The organism is Thermoanaerobaculia bacterium (assembly GCA_035260525.1).
In the GTDB taxonomy this organism is placed as follows: Bacteria; Acidobacteriota; Thermoanaerobaculia; order UBA5066; family DATFVB01; genus DATFVB01.
The window spans coordinates 1-21069 of sequence record DATFVB010000140.1 but is presented as its reverse complement, the minus strand read 5'-3'; the positions used below and the strand labels follow the sequence as shown (position 1 = coordinate 21069).

Sequence of the window (21069 nt, the reverse complement as noted above, 5' to 3'; positions counted from 1 at the left end):
TCCCGTCGACGTCTCGGACGTCGGAATGGGGGAATCGCTCCGCGTCGGCCAGATCCCGTCGCCGGAGGGGCTCCGCATCCTCGAGGACCCGGACAAGGTGATCGCGCACGTCGCGCACCCGGCCAAGGAAGAGGAAGTGGTCGCGGCGGTCGCGGAAGCGGCGCCGGCGGCGGCCGAGCCCGAGGTCATCAAGAAGGGGAAGACGGAGACCGCCGAAGCCGAAGAGCCGAAGAAGGAAGGGAAGAAGTAACCCGGCTTGCGGCTGGTGTCGGGCCTCGGCAATCCCGGGCCGGAGTACGAGGGCACCCGCCACAACGTCGGCTACGCGGTGGTGGACCGGCTCGCCCGCGAGGCGGGCATCACCGTCAAGCGTCTCGAGTGCCGGGCCCTGACGGGGCGGGGGCGCATCGGCGAGGAGCCCGTCGTCCTCGCCAAGCCGGTCACGTACATGAACGCCTCGGGCGAGGCGGTCGCGGGTCTTTTGACAAAGCTGAAACTGGGGCCGGACGCGCTGCTCGTCGTTTCCGACGAGATCGACCTTCCGCTCGGGACGCTGCGGCTCAAGCCGCGGGGTTCGTCGGCGGGGCAGAAGGGTCTGAAGTCGATCGAAGCGTGCCTTGGCACCCGGGAGTTCGCCCGCCTGCGGATCGGTATCCGCGGCGAGCGCTACTCCCGCGAGCGCGAGCTCGCCGATTACGTCCTCGACCGATTCTCGAAATCGGAGAGGACGGCGATCGACGCCGCGCTCGACCGGGCCGCCGAGGCCGTCCGCACGTGGGCGGCGGAAGGCATCGCGGCGGCCATGAACCGTTTCAACGCGCTCTCCGAATGAACGGAGGCGTCGATCATCTCCTCGGTCCCGCTCGACGGGATCTTGAGATCCAGGAGGAGTCATGCGGCTTTACGACATCGTCGTGGTGCTGTCGCCGGAGATCGTTCCGGAGCAGGCCACCGCGCTCGCCGACGGGTTCAAGAAGATCTTGACCGACGACGCGGCGCAGATCAAAACCGAAGAGATCTGGGGGCGCCGCCGCCTCGCGTATCCGATCGCGAAGCGCCGGGAGGGCATCTACTACTACTGGCAGGTCGAGGCGAAGGCCGAGGCCGTCGCCGAGCTCGAGCGCAAGCTGCGGCTGTCCGACGACGTCCTGCGCCATCTCGCCGTCCGCGCCGACGAGGAGCTCAAGCGCTCGGTGAAGCTCAAGAAGAAGCGCGAGGCGAAAGCCGCGGCGAAACCGAAGAAGGCGCCGGCCGAGCCGGCCGCCGAGCCCGCCGAGCCGGCGGAGGCTTAGGAGAACGGCGATGCGAAGAGATTTCAAAAAAGACAAGAAGACCGGAAATCGCAAGAAGTTCTTCGTCCGGCGCCGGAAGGCGTGCAAGTTCTGCGTCGAGAAGATCGAATACGTCGACTGGAAGGACGTCAAGACGCTCCAGGGATTCATCCCGGAGCGGGGCAAGATCCTGCCGCGGCGGATCTCGGGCGTGTGCTCGCTGCACCAGCGGAAGCTCCAGACGGCGATCAAGCGCGCGCGGGCGATCGCGCTCCTCCCGTACGCGACCGACTGATGAATCGGGACTCGGCCCTGGCGGAGGGACTGGCGGCCGCCGGTCTCTCCGCTTTCTTCTTCTGGGGGCTGAGATTCCTTCCGGTCGTCGGCATCGTCTTCGTGCCCGGCGCCGCGCTCCCCCTCGTGCGCCTGGGCGCGCGCCGGGGAGCGAAGTCCGCTCTCGCCGCCGGCGCCGGCGCGGCGGCGCTCTCGGCGGCCATCGGGTTTTCGATCACGCGCTCGCTTCCCGATTCGGCGGGGCAGGCGCTCGCGCTGCTCGCGACCGCCGGGGCGTGCGGCGTCGCCGGCGGGCTCGCGCGCACGCGGGACGCGTCGCGCGTCTTCCTCGGGCTCGCGATCTGGGGCGCCGTCCTCGGCGCGGGGCTCTGGTCCGCCGCTCCCGGATCGGACCGTGAGGTCCAGACGCGGTTCGACGCGATGACGTCCGCCTCGATCGCGTCGCTGCGCCAGTCGGGCGCGGATCCGGAGGCGATGAAGACGTGGCAGTCGACGGCGGAGCTCGTCCGGGGGGTGATCGTCCGCTACGGGCCGGGTCTCATCGCCGGGCTCTGGATCGCCGTGGCGGCCGCCGCGTTCTATCTCGGCCGCCGGTTCGCGTTGCGCGGCCCCGAGGGGGGCGGATTCTCCCGCCTGCGCCTCCCGCCGGCGCTGGCCGGCCTCTTCGTGCTGGCGGGGGCGGCCGCCGCCCTCTTCCGGGGGGACCCTCGGCGAGCGGCGGTCGACGTCCTGATCCCCGTCCTGGTCTTGTATTTTCTGGCCGGACTCTCTATCATCGCCTACTTCGCGCGGCGCTGGTTCCGGACGGGGGTGCTCCGCGCGGCGATCTACGTCATGGTCTGGTGGCTTCCCCCGTTGTGGGCGGGCACCGCGGTGCTGGGTCTCTTCGACTGGTATTTCGACCTCCGCAAGAGGGCGGAGAAACAAGCGATCGGGAGAAACGAATGAAGATCATCCTCACCGACGAAGTGCGCGGGCTCGGACGCCGCGGCGACGTCGTGGACGTCAAGAACGGCTACGCCCGGAACTTCCTGCTGCCGCAGGGACTCGCTTTCCTCGCCAACGCCGCCAACACGCGCCGTCTGGAAGAGGAGAAGAAGCGCTACGACGAGCGGGTGATGAAGGAAAAGACCGTCGCCGAGAAGGTGGCTTCCCGGATGGACGGCCTTCGGCTGACGCTCGTGAAGAAGGCGGGAGAGGGAGACGTCCTCTATGGCTCCGTGACCGCCGGCGAGATCGCCGACCTCCTGGCGGAAAAGGGAATCGAAGTGGATCGCCGCCGCATCGCGCTCGAAGAGCCCATCAAGAGGCTGGGCGAGCACCAGGTGCACGTCAAGCTCCACCGCGACGTGACGGTTCCGGTAACCATCGAGGTCCAGGGGACCTCAACCGCCGCGCCTGCGGTTTCCTGATCGTCGGGCACCTCGACCGATCCGGCTGCGGAAGGTTGGCTCGCGCCGACGTATCGCTCGCCGCTTCGACGGTCCGGGATTCCTCCGGCAACATCGTGGCCGTCTCGTCGATCGCCCGATCGGCAAGACTCGTGACGCGCCGCCCGGATTCGTTTTTCAGCAGCCTGCTACTGAGGGCGAGGCCGTGTGCATCCTGAGGACCTCGAGCGGACATCGGGGAACGTCAAACGCATTCTTGGCGGGTCCTCGCCGTCGGCAGCGGCCGAGTTCCGTTTTCGCCGGACGGCACGTATTCCCCGATTCAAGGGCAAGGCGAGGTGTTGCGGGATCACGGGAAAACCGGTGCGCATTCTGGGCTGCCACATCGACATCACGGCGACCGTTTAGTGGGATCGTCGAGGGCTGCGACGGTGAACATTCGGCTGGAAGGCGAGCCGGGGCGAGGCAAAGTCTTCGAGATCTTCCTTGCAACCGTTCGAGCTGAGCACGCTGGGCGAGAGGATTCACGCCGCGATCGACCGAATCGTCTGAAGCAAGCGCCTCTTCCGGCTTCCAGATTTCCGATCCGATTTCCGCAGGGAGACACCGCCGGGATTCCTTGATCATGGACAACCCGTTGAATCGACGGATGATCTTGTTTTTCCAAAGGCGGCCCGGCGACTGCAGTTTCCGGGGCCAATGAGCGCTGAATCCTCTGCGTCCCTCATGGACTCGCTGCCGCCGTCCACGGCCGAAAACGAGTGCCGGATGCGCCTGCTCCTCGATTCCACGGCCGAGGGTATCTACTCGATCCTGCAGGCGCCCGGGTCCGGACACGAAAGGCCTCTCCGGGGAGGTTTCTCGGCGAGACGAGAATGTTCTTCCCGGGTCCTGTGGAAAGAGTCCGCGTGACGACCGGTGTGGGATTGGCGTTCCAGGATCGGCCAGATCCGGACGGGTGTTCGCTTTGCGGCGCGCTCGCCGCAGAGCCGGCCATCGGGTCTGGCTCACCGGCCCTCGCGGAGCGGGGTTTCGGCGGGAGTCGCCCGCCCGATCCCTTCCGGGAACCCTCGACGTCATCGGGAGCACCGAGGTCGGGATGATCGACGCCGACCTGACCGAGAAGCTTGCGAAGGCGTTCGGGACGGCCGTCGAACGGCTGTTGGACAGCCTCGATGATGGCCTGGAGGACGACGTCCCGATTGCTTCGACGCCGGTTCATCGACACACACCTTCTGGGTCGCCATCGCGCTTTCTTCTGACGCGCGCGAATTCAAGGATGCCCGGCAGGGAGCGGGAGGCCGGTCCGTTGAGTCGACCCCGGATGCCGGCGGCCGAAAGGGCGCCCTCGCCAGCTCCAACCCGCCGTCGCGGAGGCCGGGCCCCGGATGCCGGACCCGTCGTGCGAGCGCGCGTCGCAGGGGCGGGCGCCGCAATCCCCCGCGACGCGCGTCCGGCTCCCGGCCGCGAGGGACCGCAACCGACGGCGTCCCGGCCCGCGCGATGTTCCGGCGCCCGCCCGCCCTCGATGGCGCCTCGCTCCGTCGGGCCGTCGTCCTGCGCCCGCCAACGGCGGGCCAGGGTCGATGTCGATCAGGAGGAGATTGATCGCGTCGTCGCCGATCTGTATCTCGCGGCCGGCGCCCCTCCGGTTCCCCTGGCGACGCCGGGGAGCCCTGACCTCGAGTTCCCGGAGGGGAAGAGCGGGGAACGGGTGCTCCGGGTCGCTCTCGGCATCACTGCGATTCTTCTCGTCGTGGCCGGCCTCCGCTGGGCTTGCGCCTCGTTCGACCACGGGGCCATCGCGATATCCGTCATCGCCACCGTCGCGGTGGGATGGTTGATCATCAAGGAGGCGTTGCAGGTGGGTTGGCATTGATCCCGTTCCCCGGCCGGAGACGGTCGGGCTATCGCTGCGGCGGAGCTTCCGCGGCGTCCGCCGATTCTTCGTTCTTCCCGCCCTTGTAGAAGCTCTGCTGGAGCGCCCAGGGGAGAGACAGCACGCCTTCCCAGCGCGGCGTCCATTCCTCGGTGGGCTGCGAGCCGACGGCGAACGCCTCGAGGATCGGATGCGGCGTCGACGGGGTGGCCTTCAACCCCGTCATGTAGTCGATCGGCTCGAAGGAGACGTTGGGAGGGACTTCGAAGCTCTGCGCCGGGTCCACGTAGCCCGCGTCCTTCATCTTTCCGACGATCCGCATCCAGATCGGGAGGGCCGCGCGCGAGCCTTCCATCCTCGGTCCGAGCGGGATCCGCTTCTCGTCGTTGCCGGTCCAGACGCCGATCGTGTATTTCGGCGTGAAGCCGAGGAACCAGGCGTCGGTGAACTCGTTGGTGGTCCCGGTCTTTCCCGCGATGTTGTCGAGGCCGAGCTCGCGCGAGCGAGCGGCGGTGCCGCGCTCCATGACGCCCTTGAGCATCCAGAGGAGCTGGAAGCAGGTCTGGGGGGAGGCGACCTCGTGGGCGTCGGCGCGGTTCTCCTCGAGGACGTCTCCCTCGGAGTCGGAGACGCGCGCGATCGTGTAGGGCGGGATCTGGAGGCCTTCGTTCGCGAACGTCTCGTACGCGGTCGTCATCTCCCAGAGCGTCGTCTCGAAGGCGCCGAGCGCGATCGAGGGGTACGCCAGGAGCGGTTCCTTGATCCCGAACCGGCGCGCCGTCTCGACCACGTTCCTGAGGCCCACCATCCGGGCCATCTTCACGGCGGGGATGTTGATCGAATGCTCGAGCGCGCGCCGGATCGTGACGATCCCCTGGTAGTCGTTGTGGTAGTTGTGCGGCTGGTACGGCGGCTGGCGCGGGTCGATCACGATCGAGAGCGGCCCGTCGAACAGCGTGTCCGACGGCGTGTAGCCGTCCTCGAGCGCGGTGAGGTACACGAACGGCTTGAACGAGGACCCGGTCTGCCGGTACGCCTGCACGGCCCGGTTGAACTTCGACTCGTCCCAGTCGTACCCGCCGACCATCGCGCGCACGGCGCCGGTCGCGTTCTCGAGGATGAGCACGGCGCCCTGGGCGCGCGGAAGAGGGTCGACGACGACCACCGGCTTTCCCTTCGCGTTCTTCTCGGTCGAGAGCGCGACGAGGTCCCCCCGCCTCAGGTTCGGCGGGAACGACGGCGAACCGGTCCAGGCGAACGCGGAGGGCGCGACGGTCTCCCGCCGCCCGCCGACCTTGAGGACCGCCTGCCGGCGCGAGACCGAGAGCACGACGGCGATCTCCGCGGAATCGTTGCGCGACGACTTGGACCAGGAGGGGTCTTCGTAGAGCTCAGGATCGGCGAAGCCCTCGGCGATGACGTTGCGCGCCTTCCGCCAGCCGTGCGAGCGCTCGATGCGGCGGAGCCCCCAGCGGAGGGCCTCTTCGGAGAAGGCCTGCAGCTTCGTGTCGAGCGTCGAGTCGACGCGCAGGCCGCGCCGGTAGAGGTCCTTCTCGCCGTAGTTCTTCTCGAGGTACTGCCGGATGTCCTCGCAGAAATACGGCGCGACGACCGATTCCGCCTGCGCGGGCGACTTCGGAAGGGGCTCGGCGGCGGCCGCCTCCGCCACCTTCGCCGTGATCGCGTGCTCGTCGACCATCCGCCGGAGGACGTGGGCGCGCCGGGCTCTCGCCTTGTCGGCGTTCCGGAACGGCGAGTACTCCTCGGGCCGCTGGATCAGCCCGGCGAGGAGCGCAGCCTGGGCCACCGTGAGCTTCGAGGCCGGCACGCCGAAGTAATAGCGCGACGCGGCCTCGACCCCGTAGTTCCCGTGGCCGAGGTAGATCTGGTTGCAGTAGAGCGTGAGGATCTGGTCCTTCGAGAAGCGCCGCTCGATGTCGACGGCGAGGAGCGCCTCGTTGATCTTGCGCGAGAGGCTCTTGCGGGGCGTGAGGAAAACCGCCCGCGCGAGCTGCTGGGTGAGGGTCGACGCTCCCTCGGCGTAGCGGTGCAGCACGAAATCCTTCGTGGCGGCCGACACGATGCGGACGAGGTCGATCCCGCCGTGGCGGTAGAAGTTCTTGTCCTCCGTCGCGACGATCGCGCGCCGGAGCACGTCGGGGATTCCCGACGGGGAGACGAGGATCCGCCTCTCGACCGCGTACCGCGCGATCGTCGTCCCGTCCGCGGCCCGGATCTCCGTGATGATGTCGGGCCGGTACGTGGCGAGCTCCTCGACCCGCGGGATCCGGATCAGGTGCGCCCCGGCGTACCCGGCGAGCGCGCCGAGCGCGGCCGCGACGGCGACGCCGAAGAGGACCACGCGCAGCCCGCGCGAGGAGAGGAACCTCACGAGAAGCGGCTCAGGCGTTCCTGCGCCCGGGTGAGAATCGCGTCGCAGAGACGCCCGTCTTCATGCTCGCAGTATAGCCGGATCATCGGCTCCGTTCCGGAGAGGCGCATCAGGAGCCAGCCGCGGCCGCCGAAGAGCAGCTTGACGCCGTCCTTCTCGCGGCACCCGGTCACGCGCTCGCCCGCGACCGCGCACGGAGGGCTCGCCGCGACGTGCGCGAGGAAGCGCCGGATCCGCTCGACCGGCCGGTACAGGTCGCGGCGGCCGTACTCGAACCGGCCGAACTCCCGGTCGAGGTCGGCGAGTGCGGCGCCGAGCGTGCGTCCGGTGCGGGCGAGGTTCTCGAGGAGGAGGAGCGCGGCGAGCGTCCCGTCTCGTTCCGGAAGATGGAACGCGAAGCCGTAGCCGCCGCTCTCCTCGCCGCCGACGGCGACCTCCCCGGATATCATCAGGTCGGCGACGTACTTGAACCCGATGCCCGTCTCGTGGACGGGCGCTCCGAGAGAGGCGCCGATCCGGTCGATCAGGAGCGACGTGGAGAACGTCTTGGCGATGCCGCCGGAAGCCCCGCGCTCCCGGAACGCGTGGAGGATGAGCAGCGCGAGGATCCGGTGCGCGGAAACGAAACGGCCCTCCGCATCGAGCACGCCGAGGCGGTCGGCGTCGCCGTCGGTCGCGACCCCGATGTCGAATTTCCCGCGGCGAACGCGCTCGGCCGCGGCGGCCAGGTTCGCCGCGATCGGCTCGGGATGTCCGCCGCCGAAGTTCACGTCCCGCTCCGCCCGGAAGCTCTCGATCCGGGTGGCGCCCGCGCCGACGATCCGCTCGAGCGCGTTCCCGGCGGCCCCGTGCATCGCGTCGGCGAGCACGCGGAAACCGGCGCGGCGGATCGCCTCGAGGTCGACGAGCGCGCCCAGCGCCCGCCGGTACCCGGTCTCGATGTCGACCGACGCGACGGAGGCTCGGGTCTTCGCCGCCCGGAAGGGGCGGTCGACCCTCCGCTCGACCTCGGCGTAGAGCTCCGGAGGCGCGCTTCCGCCGAACGCCGCCTTCAGCTTGAACCCGTTGTAACGCGCCGGATTGTGGCTGGCCGTCACCGCCAGGCCGCCCGAGGTCCCGCGGCGCCGGAGCTCCCACGATACCGCCGGCGTGGGGATCGGCCGGTCGGTCGAAGCGACCGCGATGCCCGCCTCGGCGAAGACTTCGGCCACGGCGCCCGCGAACTCTTCCGAGAGGAAGCGGGGGTCGTATCCCAGAACGGCGGTTCCGCGGTCGCCCGCGCCGAAAAGCCCCTCTCGGTACGCGGACGCGGCGGCGCGCGCGAGCCGGCGAAACGTCTCGAACGTGGCGTCGTCGGCGATGACGCCCCGCCATCCGTCGGTCCCGAATGCGAGCGCCGGGAGCGTCAACGCGCGGCGTCTCCCGACGCGATCAGCTCCGAGGCCGTCGAGAACCGGTAGCCTTCGGAGGCGAGCGTGTCGAGGAGCCGCGGGAGATGGCCGCCGACCGGGTCTTCGCGGTCGCTGCCGAGGTGCATCAGGATGATGTTGCCGGGCCGCGCGAAGGCGAGCAGGCGCGAGATCAGCCGCTCCGACGGCCGGTACCGCGGCGAGTCCGGGTCCGTCACCCAGTCGAGCGCGTCGAGGTTCCTCCCGTTCCCGTGGGTCCACGAGACGTGCTCCCATCCGGCGCGAAGCGCCCAGCCGCGAATCTCCGGGTTCTCCTCGCCGTACGGGGCGCGCCAGAAGGGCGCCATCTCCCGGCCGGTCGTCTCGCGATAGAGGGCGGCCGTTCGCTGGAGCTCTCCGCGGAGCATCTCCTCCGTGACGCCCGGCCGGGTGGTCTGCCGTTCGTTCGAGGCGTACGTCGTGAGATGCGGATGGTCCCAGGTGTGGTTGCCGACCTCATGGCCGTCCTCCGCGATCCGGCGGGTGAGGTCCGGATACCTCCGGATGAACTGGCCGGTCAGGAAAATCGTCGTCCGGATGCCGCGGCGGCGCAGCGCGTCGAGGATCTCGGCCGCGCCGCGATCGGAGGAGCCGCCGTCGAACGAGACGAGGATCTTCTTGCCGGCGTCGCCGTTTTCGGCGGTCGAGAGCGGCGGCGCGAGCGGCGACGCGCTCCGGGCGCGGCGCGGCGGAACGCTCGCCGCGGCGACGACGGGCGGCGGCGGCGCGGAAGCGGGATTTCTCTCCGCAGGAGCGCCCGGCGGCCGGGGAGTCGCCGCGACGGAGCGAATCCAATGCCGGGCCGGCGCCGGGCGGGGCCGCCGCGACAGCAGAAAGGCTCCCGCGGACGCCGCGGCCAGCGACGCCGCGACCGCGACCCACGGACGCCCGACGCGGCCTTTCGGGCGCTCGCGCCGGCGCCGCTGGCGCTCGCGCGCGCAATTGGGCCCGCAGAACAGCCGGTGCTCGGTGCGGAACTCGCAGCGCGAGCAGAAGGGGTGGCGGCATTCCGCGCATCGTCCGCGCGCCGTCTTGTGCGGGTGTCGGGGACAGAGGGCTCGCACGCTTTCCCGCATTCTCGCACGACCGGTCGCCGGGCGCATCTCCTCCGTCGGTGCGCGGCCGAGCCTCGGCGCCGTCGGGCCGTCGGGCCGTCGCGCTCAATCGCGATAGAATTTTCCGGTCTTGAAGCTCAATCTCCCGAACTGGCTGACGCTCTTCCGTATCTTCCTCGTCCCGTTCCTCGTCGTCGTCCTCCTCACGAAGTTCGATTTCCGCGAGGTCCTGGGGCTCGCGATCTTCTGGGTCGCCGCGATCACCGATTTCTTCGACGGGTGGTTCGCGCGGCGCCGCAAGGAGGTCACGCGCCTGGGGACCCTTCTCGACCCGATCGCCGACAAGCTCCTCACGTCGGCGGCGTTCATCTCGCTCGTCGACCTCGGCGTCGCCCCGGCCTGGACGGTGGTCGTCATCGTCGGCCGCGAGTTCGCGGTCTCGGGACTCCGCTCGATCGCGGCGGACCGCGGGATCATGATTCCGGCGTCGCCGCTCGGCAAGTTCAAGATGTTCACGCAGATCGTCGCGATCTCGCTGCTCATCGTGAGCTTCCGCTACGGATTCCTCTACACGACCTCGCAGGTCGCGCTGTACACGGTCGTGTTCTTCGCCGTCGCCTCGGGGATCGACTATTTCGCGAAGTTCTGGAGACGGGTCCTCTCGGAAGAACCGGCTTGAGAGCCGACGCGGCGATGCATCGAGCCGGACGGGCGCGTGCCGGCCGCCCGCGGGCTTAACGTAGGCCACCGGTACGCCGCGCCCGCGGGCCGGCCGACCCGCATCCCGTCGGGCTCGCGCCTCGCCGCGTCTGGTTCCGTGCGTCGCGGTGATCCGGGCTGATCCAGCCCCGACCCGCGACTCGGGGACGCGCGACTCGCGACTATGTTCTGATGAGCAGGAAGCGGTGAAACGTGCGTCCCGCGGCCCGGTACTTGATCTCGTAGCTCGTCGGCGGCGGGGCGGGAACCGAGTCCCAGTCGCCGACGGTCCACGGGGCGCCTCGCGCGATTGCGACGTCGATGGCTTCGCGGATCGCCTCGGCGTACTCCGCGTGGTCGGTGACGATCCGGAAGAGCGCGCCGGGACGGGCGCGGACGGCCGCGCCCGCCAGGAACGATGGCCCCAGCAGACGTCTCTTTCGCTGACGCTTCTTTGGCCAGGGATCGAGGAAGTACGCGTGAAATCCGGAGACCGATCCGCGCGGAAGCCGCTCCACGATCTCGGCGGCGTCGGCGCGGAGGACGCGCGCGTTCGTCAGCGCCGCGCGCGCGATGCGGTCGCGCGCGATCCGGTAATAGGCCAGGCTCCGTTCGATACCGAGGAAGTCCCGGTCCCGGTGGAGGCGGGCCGACTCCAGGAGAAAGCGGCCCTTTCCGGTGCCGAACTCGACTTCGAGCGGCCGATCGGCCCTCTCCCCGCCGAAAAGCGCCGCGAGCGGCGGGTCTCCGTGGAAGAACTCCTCGTCGGGAGCGACCGGAAGCCGGAGCCGCTCGTCGCGATCTTCGCCGGGATCTTCCGGCGAGCGGGGGCCGGCGGGGGGCACGGGAAGCTTTCCTCCGGTCGCGGTCAGGGCGCGGCGGGGGCAATCGGCCGCGCGGCCGCGAGGAAATCGCGCACGGCGATCGCGCGCGCGAGCGCGGCCTTCGACTCGGGTGCGGGATGGGGCGCCGCGGCGGCCTTCTGGAAGGCCTCCACGGCCGCATCCCACCGGCCGAGCCGGAACTCGACGACGCCCAGATCGTGGACGGTCGCGGCGGACCCGGGGTTGTCGGCGGCCGCGGCCTTCAGCAGCCCTTCGGCCTCCTCCCACTTCCCGCCCTGGGCGAGCGCGGACGCCCGGCCGAGGATCGCGACCTCGTCGCGGGGAGAGATCGCGAGCGCGCGGGCGAAGGCATCGGCGGCCTCGTCGTTCTTCTTCGCCGAGAAGAGCACGCCGCCGAGCGCGACCCAGGACGCCTCGTCCTTTTCGTCGAGCCGGACGGCCTCGCGCAGCTCGCGTTCGGCCTCCCGCGGCTTCTCCGCCGCGACGTACGCCCGGCCGAGATGGGCGTGATATGCGGCGACGCCGGAATCGAGCTTGACGGCTTCGATTCCCTGCTCGATCGCGGCGGAGGGCTCGTTCTCGTCGGCCAGGAACACGGCGAACCGGTCGCGCGCCGCGGCGTCCGTGGGAGCGATCTCCGTCGCGCGGCCGAACGCCTGGCGCGCCGCGGACTTGTCCCCCGCCGTGTTCAGCGCCTCGCCGAGCGCGAGCGCGGCCGGGAGCGCCTTCGGGTCGAGCTCGAGCGCGCGCCGGTAGTGCGCCGCCGCGGTGTTGGGCTGGTGGTTCGCGTCCGCGACGCGCCCCTGCCCGATCTGGGCGCGGGCGTCCGTCGGGTCGAGGGTGGCCGCCGCGATGTATTCGCGCTCGGCGGTAGGGACGTCGCCGGCGCCGAGCGCGGCGTCGCCCGCGACCCGATGCGCGGCGCCGCTGCGGGGGTCCTTGTCCTGGGCGTCTTTGGCGATCGCCGCCGCGGCCGCCCAGTCCTTCTTCGCGAGCGCTTCGTCGGCGGAGGCCAGGAGCGGCGCGATGTCGGAGGGGCCGGCGGTCACCGGGGCCGCGGGGGCCGAGGGAGGAAGAGCGCCGATCGCCGATTCGGAGATGCCGGTCGTTCCGGATTGCGCGCGCTGCCGCTCCGCGTCGGCTTCCGCGGTCTTGCCGAGCTTGTCGTACGCCTCGGCGAGGAGGCGGTGGATCTCGGGGTCGTTCGTCTCGCCGACGCGCTTCAGGTCGTAGACGACGTCCTGCGCGAGCCCTCCGGCCAGCCGTTCGCGGGCGCTCCGCTTGAGCTCCTCGAGGTCCGCCTTCGGAGGAGGCGTGATCTGGGATTTCACGGTCCCGGCGAGGCTCGCGAACTCGTCGCTGTAGAACTCGGGGAGGACCTCCATGTCGGGACGGGCGGCGAAGGCCTTCTTCAGCGCGTCGCGCGACGCGTTGACGTCGCCGCCGATGTAGGACGCCCACGCCGCCTGCAGCGCGAGATCCGACACCCGATCGGCCGGCAAGTCCGGCGTGGCGGCGGCCTGCAGGTACTTCGCGGCCGCCTCCTTGAACTTGCCCGCGTCGAAGGCGTGGCGCGCATCCGCGACGATCCGGTCGGTGTCCGCCGCGAACGCGGCGGCGGCGGCGAGGAGGAGAGCGGCGACGATCTTCTTCACGGGTTTTGCGGCGCGGCGATGTGGACTTCCTGGCGGTGATTGGCCTCCACCTTGACGTTCTTCAGGACGGGCGGCGCGCCGTCGCCGATGACGGCGATCTCGTGGGTGCCGGGCGACGCCAGCAGGACGCCGGAAAGAGGGATCTTCCCGCGCAGCTTCGAATCGACGAGGACCTTCGCCCCCTTCCATTCGGGTCCGGCGGTGACGAGGATCGAGCCGACCGGGAACTGGTGGAAGAAGCTGTCCGGCTCGCCGCGGCCGACCGTGAACGCCTGCTCATAGGTCGTCCCGTCCTCCAACTCGAATCGGAGGGTGTGCTTCCCCTCCTCGAGCTTGACGGACTTTCGCGGCACCGTTTCCCCGACCTCCTTCCCGTCGAGGAAGAGCGTCGACGAAGGCGTCGTCGAGAACGCGACCGCGATCTTGCGCGGGGCGGCGGGCTCCGCGGGTTTGGCCGGGGCGGGCGATTCTTTCGCCGCTTCCTTCGGCTCCGGCGTCTTCTCCGGCTTCTTTTCGGCGGCCTTCTCGGCCGGCGGCGGCGCGGGAGGCGTCGCGGTCGCCTTCGAAGGCGGGGCGAGCGCCGGCGGGAGGGCGGGAGCCGCGGGCGCGGTGCGCGCCGCCGGGACGTTCGCGGCGGGCGCGGACGGCCGCGACGCGAAATACCAGTACGCGCCGCCGCCGGCGGCGAGAACCGCGAGGACGATTCCGAAGATCAGCCCCTGCGAGGTCCCTCGCGGCGCCGCGGCGATCGCCAGGGGAGCGGTCCCCGCCGCAGCGGTCTCCGCCGGAGGGGGCTCCTCGACCGCGTTCGGATCGCGGAAATCCATCAGCTCGAGCGAGACGTTGCGGCGCATTCCGCTCGGCGTCGCGTCCGACGGCGCCGGAGAGCGGGCGAGCGCGCCCGACGGCGGCGTGATCCCCGCCCCCGCCGATTCGGTGGGCGCGAAAGTCCGCAGCGTCGCCGATTCCGGCATCGCCGCGCGGATCGCGGTCGCTCCGGTCACGTCGGTTCCCGGGATCTGCTTGACGATGGCGGCGAGGTCCCGGCGGAACTCCGTGACCGACTCGTAGCGATTGGGCGGCGACTTCTCGATCGCCTTCTCGATGGCGCGATCGACCGACGGCGGGATCGAGGGGTCTTGCCGGCTGACGGGGTCCGGCTTTTCGTTCAGGATCTTGAAAAGCACCGTCGAGATGTGCTCCCCCCGAAACGGCTTCTGCCCGGTCAGGAGCTCGTACGCGAGGACGCCGAGCGAGAAGATGTCGGTCCGGGGGTCGACGGCCTCGCCGCGAATCTGCTCCGGGGCAAGGTAGGCCGCCGTGCCGAGCGTGATGCCCGTCTGGGTGAGCGTCGATTCCGACTGGAAGGACTTGGCGATGCCGAAGTCCATGATCTTCACGGCGCCGTCCTTCAGGATCCGGATGTTCGACGGCTTGATGTCGCGATGGATGATCCCCGCCGCGTGCGCGTAGGAGAGTCCCTCGCAGACGTCCATCAGGATCTCGAGCTTCCGGGCGAGCGGGATGACGTCGCCCCGCTTGATCATCTTGTCGAGATCTTCCCCGGTCAGGTACTCCTGGACGATGTAGGGGATGCCGTCCTGGACGCCGAAGTCGTAGATCGTGGTGATGTTGCGGTGGTGGAGGTTTCCCGAGAGCTCCGCTTCGCGGAAGAAGCGCTTCTTGATCTCTTCGTCCTCGGACTGGCACGTCTTCACCGCCACCGTCCGCTTGATGAACGGGTCACGGCCCCGATAGACGGTTCCGAAGCCGCCGACGCCGATCTTCTCGACGATCTCGTACTTGCCCAGTTTTTCGATCATGAGGTCCTTGCCGTCGCTGAAAGCGGAGTTTATCGGAAGCGGAGAGCCGGGTAAAGCCGACTTGTGGAAACCCCGCCCCTCCGCTACCTTGGCGAGATGCGCCGCCGGTACCTCCTCCCGATCGTCGTCGCGGTCGCGTGCGGACGCGCGGCGCCGCCGTCCGTGCAGCGCACGTCGCCGCCGCCGCCGCTCGAGCGCCCGTATCGGCCGCCGGCCGACGGCCGGCTGACCGAGCGGCAGGTGCAGGCGTACGTCGCGGCGCTGCGGTCGCGCGCGAAGTCGGCCGCTGCGCCCGATCGAGAAATCGGCGAGGACGTGGACTCCTTCGACGGCCACCGCGGAGCGGACGAGTACCTCTGGGTGCGGCAAAAGGTCCTCGAGGCCCAGATGCGCCTCGACGAGAGCGCCGCCGCGCGGAGAGAGATCGAAATCGACCGCAAGACGGCGCGGTCGCTCCAGGGCGTCCTCGCGGCCTCGACCGATCCGGAGACCCGCGAGTCGCTCGCGCGGCAGATCGGGGACCTCGAGCGCCGCGCCTCCGAGCGGGAGCGCGACCTGCGGAAGGCGGCGCCCGCCGACGCGGCGGCCAACGACGCGCTCGTCGGCCGCTACCGGCGGCAGCTCGCGGCCGCCGCCGGCGCGGTCGGCCGGCCGTGAGCGATTCGCTCGGCGCCTTTCTGGATCAGGAGGTCGAGGAGGAGAGCTTTCCCTCCGGCGCGGCCCTCGTCGGCACCGCGGATCGGATCGTTTCGACGGCGTTCCGGGCCGCCGCCGGGGACACGCTCTGGGACCTCGCGTCCCTGACGAAAGTCCTCGCGACGGCGCCGCTCGCGCGGATCGCGCAGGCGGCGGGTCTCGCGTGGGACCGGCGCATCGGGGACTACCTCCCCGACTTCAAGCGCACCCGGTTCGAGGGTATCCGGGTCTGGCATCTCGCGGGGCACGTCTCCGGGCTCCCCGCCTGGGGGCCGCTCTACGCTTCCGGAATGGGCGCCGACGCATACCGGCGCGCGCTCGCGGCGCTCGAGCCGGAAGCGCGGCCAGGCGCCTCGGTGGTCTACAGCGACCTCGGAACGCTCGTGTTCGGCGAGATCCTCGAGGGCGTTCTGACGGAGCCGCTCGATCGCGCGTTCGCGCGCGAGGTCGCCGGGCCCGCGGGAAGCGGCGCCGTGTTCGGGCCCGTACCCGACCCGGCGAAGGCGGCGCCGACGGAACGCGGGAACCGTTTCGAGGCGGCGATGTGCGAGAAGCTCGGCGTCCGGTTCGGCGGTTTCCGCACGGACGTCATCCGTGGCGAGGTGCACGACGGCAACGCCTGGGGCCGCGGCGGCGTCGCCGCGCACGCGGGCCTCTTCGGAACCGCGGAGGACGTGTGGAGGCTCGCCCGCCCCTGGCTGTCTTCGGCCGGAGAGTTCGGTGACGACTGGACGTCCGAGTTTTCCGAGTCGCGCGGCCTCTTCTGGCAGAGGAAACGCGGCGCCCGCTCGGCGATCGACGCGTTTCCCGATTCGTCCATCGGGCACACCGGTTTCACCGGGACGTCCGTCTGGGTCGATCGCGAAGACGGTCGGATCTACGTCCTGCTCACGAACCGCGTGCACCCGGACGTGAAACCGGTCGACTTCAACGCGGTGCGGCGCCGGTTCCACGAGGTCGCGATCGAGGTCGGATGAGTGTCGTGCCGGCGGGCGAGTCTTTGGACGGTAGACTAGGCTTCATGAAACCCAAACGGGACATCGTCATACTCGACGGCGCGCGGACGCCGATGGCCGACTACAACGGCGTCTTCGCCGACGTCTCCGCGATCGACCTCGCCGTCGTCGCGGCGAAGGAGGCCTTGCGCCGCTGCGGGGTCGAGCCGGCCGCGATCGACCACGTGATCTTCGGCAACGCGCTGCAGACCTCCGCCGACGCCATCTACGGGGCGCGGCACGTCGCGCTGAAGGCCGGCGTGCCGAAAGAGGTCCCCGCGCTCACCGTCAACCGGCTCTGCGGCTCCGGGTTCGAGGCGATCGCGCAGGGCGCCGACCGGATCCTGCTCGACGACGCGGAGACCGTGCTCGTCGGCGGCATGGAGAACATGACGCAGGCGCCGCACGTGATCCGCGGCGCGCGGAAAGGATTCCGACTGGGCGGCGCCAAGCTCGAGGACTCCCTCTTCGAGGCCCTCCTCGATTCGTACTCCGGCCTGATGATGGCGCAGACCTCCGACCGCGTCGCGGCGAAGTACGGGATCGCCCGCCGCGAGCAGGACGAGTTCGCTCTCGAGTCGCAGCGGCGCGCGGCGGCCGCGCAGGCCGCCGGGAAGTTCGCCGAGGAGATCGCCCCGGTCACGGTCAAGACGCGGAAGGGCCCCCAGACGATCTCCGCCGACGACTCGCTCCGCCCCGACACGTCGATCGAGGCGCTCGAGAAGCTCAAGCCCTCCTTCGGCGAAGGCGGCATGGTCACCGCCGGGAACGCTTCCGGGATCGTCGACGGCGCCGCGGCGCTCGTGGTGACGTCGGCGGAGAAGGCGCGGGCGGAGGGGAAGACGCCGCTTGGCCGGATCGCCGGATGGTCCGTCGTCGGATGCGAGCCGGAGCTCATGGGGATCGGTCCCGCGCCCGCGGCGCGCAAGGCTCTCGCGGAAGCCGGGCTGTCGATCGCCGACGTGGACCTCTGGGAGATCAACGAGGCGTTTGCCGGGCAGATCCTCGGCGTCGTGAAGGACCTCGGGATCGACCGCGAACGGTTGAACGTCAACGGCGGCGCGATCGCGCTCGGGCATCCGCTCGGCGCGACGGGGGCGCGCCTGGCGCTGACGCTTCTCTACGAGATGCGGCGAAGGGGATTGAAGCGCGGGCTGGCGGGGGCGTGTATCGGGGGCGGGCAGGGCTACGCGATGCTCCTCGAACGCTGACGCGTTCGAGGGCAGGCGCGGACCGTACGCGCCGTTATGCGAGTCCGGCGGCCCGGCGGCGGGCTCGACGTACGCATTCGGTACGCCTTCACCCGCCGCCAGACCGCCGAACCCACCTTCCAGCACGTCTGGCCGCGCCTCAAGACCTTCGCAGGTGATCCGGCGGGATGGAGCGGCGCGGCCGCGGTCATCAGTAGCGAGCCGTCCTCGTCGTGCATAATCCGGAGTGATGAGCGATCTCTCCTCCCGCCTTCTCGACTTTCCCGTCCGCACGGCCGCGATCGACGATTTCCGGCGGCAGCTCGCGTCGAAGGGGCTGGGGGACCTGTCCGCCGTGGGCGCGGCGCTCGGCGACGCGGCGCTCTTCTCGGAGCTCCTCGACCTGTGGATCGGGAAGGGATGGGTGACGCGCTCGCCGTCGTCGCCGATCTACGCTTTTCCGGGTCCGGCGTTCTCCTCCGACGTTTCGCTCCACGACTTCTGCGGGGAATCGTTCGGGTATGATGCGCCGGTTCCGGAAGAAGACATCGAAGGCAGGAGCGAGAAAGAATGAAGAGAGTCGGCGTTCTCGGGTGCGGCCTGATGGGGTCGGGGATCGCGGAGGTCTGCGCGAAGGCGGGATACGAGACGGTGGTCCGCGAAGTCGAGGACGGTCTCCTGAAGAAGGGAATGGCGCGGCTCGAGGGGTCGCTCGCGAAGGCGGTCGAGAAGGGGAAGCTGTCGGCGGCGGACCGCGACGCAATCGGAAAGAGGCTGACCGGGACGACGTCGCTCGAAGACATGAAGGACTGCGACGTCGTCCTCGAGGCGATCGTCGAGAACCTGGACCTGAAGAAAGAGACGTTCGCGGCGCTCGACCGGCTCTGCAAGCCGGAGACGATCTTCTGCTCGAACACCTCGTCGCTGACGATCATCGAGATGTCGATGGCGACGAAGCGGCCCGACCGGTTCGCCGGGCTCCATTTCTTCAACCCGGTTCCGGTGATGAAGCTCGTCGAAGTCGTCCAGACGATCCTGACGTCGCCCGAGACCCAGAAGGCGGTCTTCGCCTTCGCGCAATCCCTCGGCAAGGAGCCGATCGCGGCGCGGGACAACTCCGGCTTCATCGTCAACCGCCTGCTCGTCCCGTATCTCCTCGACGCGATCCGCGCCCTCGAGGAGGGGGTCGGCTCGGTCGAGGACATCGACAAGGGGATGCAGCTCGGATGCGCCTATCCGATGGGCCCGTTCACGCTGCTCGATTTCGTCGGGATCGACACGGCGTACTACATCAGCGAGATCATGTTCCACGAGTACCGGGAGAAGCGGTTCGCGCCGCCGCCCCTCATGAAGAAGATGGTCCTCGCCGGAATGTACGGGCGCAAGACCGGCCGCGGTTTCTACCGCTACGACGAGAAGGGGAACCGGAAGGAAGGCAATGGCGCTCGCTGACGCGGCGGCGACGGGGGAGCGGAGCTTCCCGGTGCAGGGCAAACCCGCCCACACGCTGCCCCGGATCGGCCTGCTCCGCCTCTTCTTCCTCTCCGACGCGATCCGCCACCGCGGACAGATGTCCGTCTACCTCCGCGTCCTCGACGTGCCGGTGCCCTCCATCGACGGCCCCGGCGCGGACGATGGGCCGGCCTAGAAGGAGGTTCCGATGTCCCTCGTCGAGATCGAAGTCGCGGATCGCGTCCTCGTCGCGACCGTCAACCGCCCCGAGAAGATGAACGCGCTGAACGCCGAGGTGCTCGCCGGCCTCGACGACGCGATCCAGCGCGCCAGGAGCGACGCGGAGGTCGGCGTCATGATCGTCACGGGCGCCGGGCCGAAGGCGTTCGTCGCGGGCGCGGACATCGCGGAGCTCGCGACGATGACCCCGGTGACGGGGCGCGAGCACGCGCGGCGCGGCCAGGCCGTGTTCAGCCGCCTCGAAAGCCTCGGAAAACCCGTGATCGCGGCGATCAACGGCTTCGCGCTCGGCGGGGGATGCGAGCTCGCGCTCGCGTGCACGCTGCGGATCGCTTCGGAGAACGCCCGGCTCGGCCAGCCCGAGGTCAAGCTCGGGATCCTGCCGGGATACGGCGGGTCCCAGCGCCTGGCGCGCATCGTCGGAGAGGGGCGGGCGATGGAGATCTGCCTCACGGGGGAGCCGATCACCGCCGCCGAGGCCCACCGGATCGGCCTCGTCAACCGCGTCGTGCCCGCCGGGGAGGCGCTCGCGGCCGCCCGCGAGCTCGCGGCGAAGATGCTCGCCAACGCCCCGCTCGCCCTCGCGTTCACGATGGACGCGATCCACCACGGCCTCGACTTGCCGCTCGAGGACGGTCTCGAGCTCGAAGCCACGCTCTTCGGCGTCTGCGCCTCGACGCAGGACATGCGTGAGGGAATGGCGGCCTTTCTGGAAAAGCGCCCCGCGAATTTCGCGGGGCGCTGACGAGCGCGCCGATGCATCGAGCCGGGCGGGCGCGTGCCGCCCGCGCCGCCCTGCGACATACGCCCCGGTATGCCTCGGGACGTCGCGGGCGACCCGCATCCCGCCGGGCTCGCGCCTCGACGCGCCTTGAAGTCCGCGGTAACTGAACAAGGCTCGGGTATCCGCGGGCACCACAAAGAGCGTAGCCATTACCCCGGCCATCGGCTCATCTCCTGAACGGCGCGAATCGCTCGATCCCGCGGAGGCGAACGCCGCGTGAAGCGCCCGCCGGGCGGACGCCGAACGCGGTAGAATTCCTCCGATGGCTTCGTCGCCCCGGCCGACCGAATCCGAGCTCGTTTACGACTGGAACCGCGCCGCGCACGCCGCGCGGCCGAAGTTCACGCCGGTCGAGCTCGACGACGAGTCGTTGCGCGACGGACTGCAGTCCCCCTCCGTCCGGACTCCGTCGATCGAGAAGAAGCTCGAGATCCTCCATCTCATGGACGCGCTCGGGATCGACGTGGCCGACGTGGGGCTCCCCGGCGCCGGGCCGCACGTGGTCCGCGACGTCTCGAGGATCATCGAGGAGATCGCAAAGACCGGAATGCGCCTTCGTCCGACGTGCGCGGCGCGGACGGTCGCGTCCGACATCCTGCCGATCGTCGAGATCTCCCAGAGATACGGCGTCTCGATCGAGGTGCACGCGTTTATCGGCTCGTCGCCGATCCGGCAGTACGCCGAGGACTGGAGCATGGAGAAGATCCTCCGGCTCACCGAGGACGCCGTCTCGCTCTGCGTTCGCGAAGGGCTTCCGGTGATGTACGTGACCGAGGACACGACGCGCGCCCACCCCGACACGCTCCAGCTGTTGTTCCGCGTCGCCGTCGACGCGGGCGCGCGGCGGCTGTGCCTGTGCGACACGTGCGGCCACGCCACGCCCGAGGGCGCGCGCAACCTGGTGCGCTGGATCCGCACCTGGCTCGACGACGTCGATCGCGACGTCAAGATCGACTGGCA

Annotated in this window: 22 protein-coding genes; 16 read left to right on the top strand and 6 right to left on the bottom strand. The window is 70.1% G+C overall.

Features of this window, described 5'->3' with window-relative positions:
- The 7 genes from VKH46_06655 to VKH46_06625 form a co-directional block, all read left to right on the top strand.
- Positions 1-250, top strand: a 250-nt coding sequence (locus VKH46_06655; protein ID HKB70509.1) for a 50S ribosomal protein L25, incomplete at its 5' end; no start/stop codon positions are given.
- Between the two features lie 15 nt (positions 251-265).
- Complete coding sequence (gene pth, locus VKH46_06650) at positions 266-832, top strand: aminoacyl-tRNA hydrolase (protein HKB70508.1); 567 nt, start codon at positions 266-268, stop codon at positions 830-832.
- Between the two features lie 61 nt (positions 833-893).
- Positions 894-1292: a 30S ribosomal protein S6 gene (gene rpsF / locus VKH46_06645; GenBank protein HKB70507.1), complete on the top strand. Its 399-nt coding sequence runs from the start codon at positions 894-896 to the stop codon at positions 1290-1292.
- A 10-nt stretch (positions 1293-1302) separates the two neighbouring features.
- Positions 1303-1566, top strand: a complete 264-nt coding sequence (gene rpsR, locus VKH46_06640; GenBank protein HKB70506.1) for a 30S ribosomal protein S18 — start codon at positions 1303-1305, stop codon at positions 1564-1566.
- On the top strand, positions 1566-2513 hold the full coding sequence (locus tag VKH46_06635; GenBank protein HKB70505.1) for a DUF2232 domain-containing protein: 948 nt from the start codon (positions 1566-1568) through the stop codon (positions 2511-2513). The genes rpsR and VKH46_06635 overlap by 1 nt, the downstream gene beginning before the upstream one ends.
- Complete coding sequence (gene rplI / locus VKH46_06630) at positions 2510-2977, top strand: 50S ribosomal protein L9 (protein HKB70504.1); 468 nt, start codon at positions 2510-2512, stop codon at positions 2975-2977. Before VKH46_06635 ends, rplI begins: the two co-directional genes overlap by 4 nt.
- Positions 2978-4484: 1507 nt before the next feature.
- Positions 4485-4835: a hypothetical protein gene (locus VKH46_06625; GenBank protein ID HKB70503.1), complete on the top strand. Its 351-nt coding sequence runs from the start codon at positions 4485-4487 to the stop codon at positions 4833-4835.
- 28 nt (positions 4836-4863) lie between these two features.
- On the opposite strand, the gene VKH46_06620 is transcribed toward VKH46_06625, so the two are convergent.
- The 3 genes from VKH46_06620 to VKH46_06610 are packed head-to-tail and all read right to left on the bottom strand — an operon-like array spanning position 4864 to position 9739.
- The gene (locus tag VKH46_06620) at positions 4864-7227 is read right to left on the bottom strand and encodes a PBP1A family penicillin-binding protein (GenBank protein HKB70502.1); all 2364 of its coding nucleotides are present in this window, start codon (positions 7225-7227) and stop codon (positions 4864-4866) included.
- Positions 7224-8636, bottom strand: coding sequence for a phosphoglucomutase/phosphomannomutase family protein (locus VKH46_06615; protein ID HKB70501.1), 1413 nt, complete (start codon positions 8634-8636; stop codon positions 7224-7226). Before VKH46_06615 ends, VKH46_06620 begins: the two co-directional genes overlap by 4 nt.
- Positions 8633-9739, bottom strand: a complete 1107-nt coding sequence (locus tag VKH46_06610; protein ID HKB70500.1) for a polysaccharide deacetylase family protein — start codon at positions 9737-9739, stop codon at positions 8633-8635. The genes VKH46_06615 and VKH46_06610 overlap by 4 nt, the downstream gene beginning before the upstream one ends.
- A gap of 121 nt (positions 9740-9860) precedes the next feature.
- Between VKH46_06610 and pgsA the strand changes: the two genes are divergently transcribed.
- Positions 9861-10409 (top strand): CDP-diacylglycerol--glycerol-3-phosphate 3-phosphatidyltransferase, encoded by a 549-nt coding sequence (gene pgsA / locus VKH46_06605; GenBank protein ID HKB70499.1) that lies wholly within the window; start codon positions 9861-9863, stop codon positions 10407-10409.
- Between the two features lie 202 nt (positions 10410-10611).
- Here the strand turns inward: pgsA and VKH46_06600 are convergent, their stop codons facing one another.
- From VKH46_06600 to VKH46_06590, 3 genes are read right to left on the bottom strand one after another with little or no spacing between them, the layout of a single operon-like run.
- Entirely contained in the window at positions 10612-11274 is a 663-nt protein-coding gene (locus VKH46_06600; protein HKB70498.1) for a hypothetical protein, read from the bottom strand.
- 23 nt (positions 11275-11297) lie between these two features.
- Positions 11298-12929, bottom strand: coding sequence for a tetratricopeptide repeat protein (locus VKH46_06595; GenBank protein HKB70497.1), 1632 nt, complete (start codon positions 12927-12929; stop codon positions 11298-11300).
- On the bottom strand, positions 12926-14752 hold the full coding sequence (locus VKH46_06590; GenBank protein HKB70496.1) for a protein kinase: 1827 nt from the start codon (positions 14750-14752) through the stop codon (positions 12926-12928). The genes VKH46_06595 and VKH46_06590 overlap by 4 nt, the downstream gene beginning before the upstream one ends.
- A 63-nt stretch (positions 14753-14815) precedes the next feature.
- On the opposite strand from VKH46_06590, the gene VKH46_06585 reads away from it, so the two are divergent.
- The 8 genes from VKH46_06585 to VKH46_06550 form a co-directional block, all read left to right on the top strand.
- Positions 14816-15409: a hypothetical protein gene (locus VKH46_06585; GenBank protein HKB70495.1), complete on the top strand. Its 594-nt coding sequence runs from the start codon at positions 14816-14818 to the stop codon at positions 15407-15409.
- The gene (locus tag VKH46_06580; GenBank protein ID HKB70494.1) at positions 15406-16425 is read left to right on the top strand and encodes a serine hydrolase domain-containing protein; all 1020 of its coding nucleotides are present in this window, start codon (positions 15406-15408) and stop codon (positions 16423-16425) included. Before VKH46_06585 ends, VKH46_06580 begins: the two co-directional genes overlap by 4 nt.
- A 44-nt stretch (positions 16426-16469) precedes the next feature.
- On the top strand, positions 16470-17654 hold the full coding sequence (locus VKH46_06575; protein HKB70493.1) for an acetyl-CoA C-acetyltransferase: 1185 nt from the start codon (positions 16470-16472) through the stop codon (positions 17652-17654).
- 229 nt (positions 17655-17883) lie between these two features.
- Entirely contained in the window at positions 17884-18207 is a 324-nt protein-coding gene (locus VKH46_06570) for a hypothetical protein (protein ID HKB70492.1), read from the top strand.
- A complete protein-coding gene (locus tag VKH46_06565) occupies positions 18204-19085 on the top strand; it encodes a 3-hydroxybutyryl-CoA dehydrogenase (GenBank protein ID HKB70491.1) in 882 nt (293 codons plus the stop codon). The genes VKH46_06570 and VKH46_06565 overlap by 4 nt, the downstream gene beginning before the upstream one ends.
- Complete coding sequence (locus VKH46_06560; GenBank protein HKB70490.1) at positions 19072-19281, top strand: hypothetical protein; 210 nt, start codon at positions 19072-19074, stop codon at positions 19279-19281. Before VKH46_06565 ends, VKH46_06560 begins: the two co-directional genes overlap by 14 nt.
- Before the next feature lie 12 nt (positions 19282-19293).
- Positions 19294-20070 carry an enoyl-CoA hydratase-related protein gene (locus tag VKH46_06555; protein HKB70489.1) on the top strand — a complete coding sequence of 259 codons (777 nt, stop codon included), beginning with the start codon at positions 19294-19296 and terminating at the stop codon, positions 20068-20070.
- A 301-nt stretch (positions 20071-20371) separates the two neighbouring features.
- Positions 20372-21069, top strand: a 698-nt coding sequence (locus VKH46_06550) for a 2-isopropylmalate synthase (protein HKB70488.1), incomplete at its 3' end; no start/stop codon positions are given.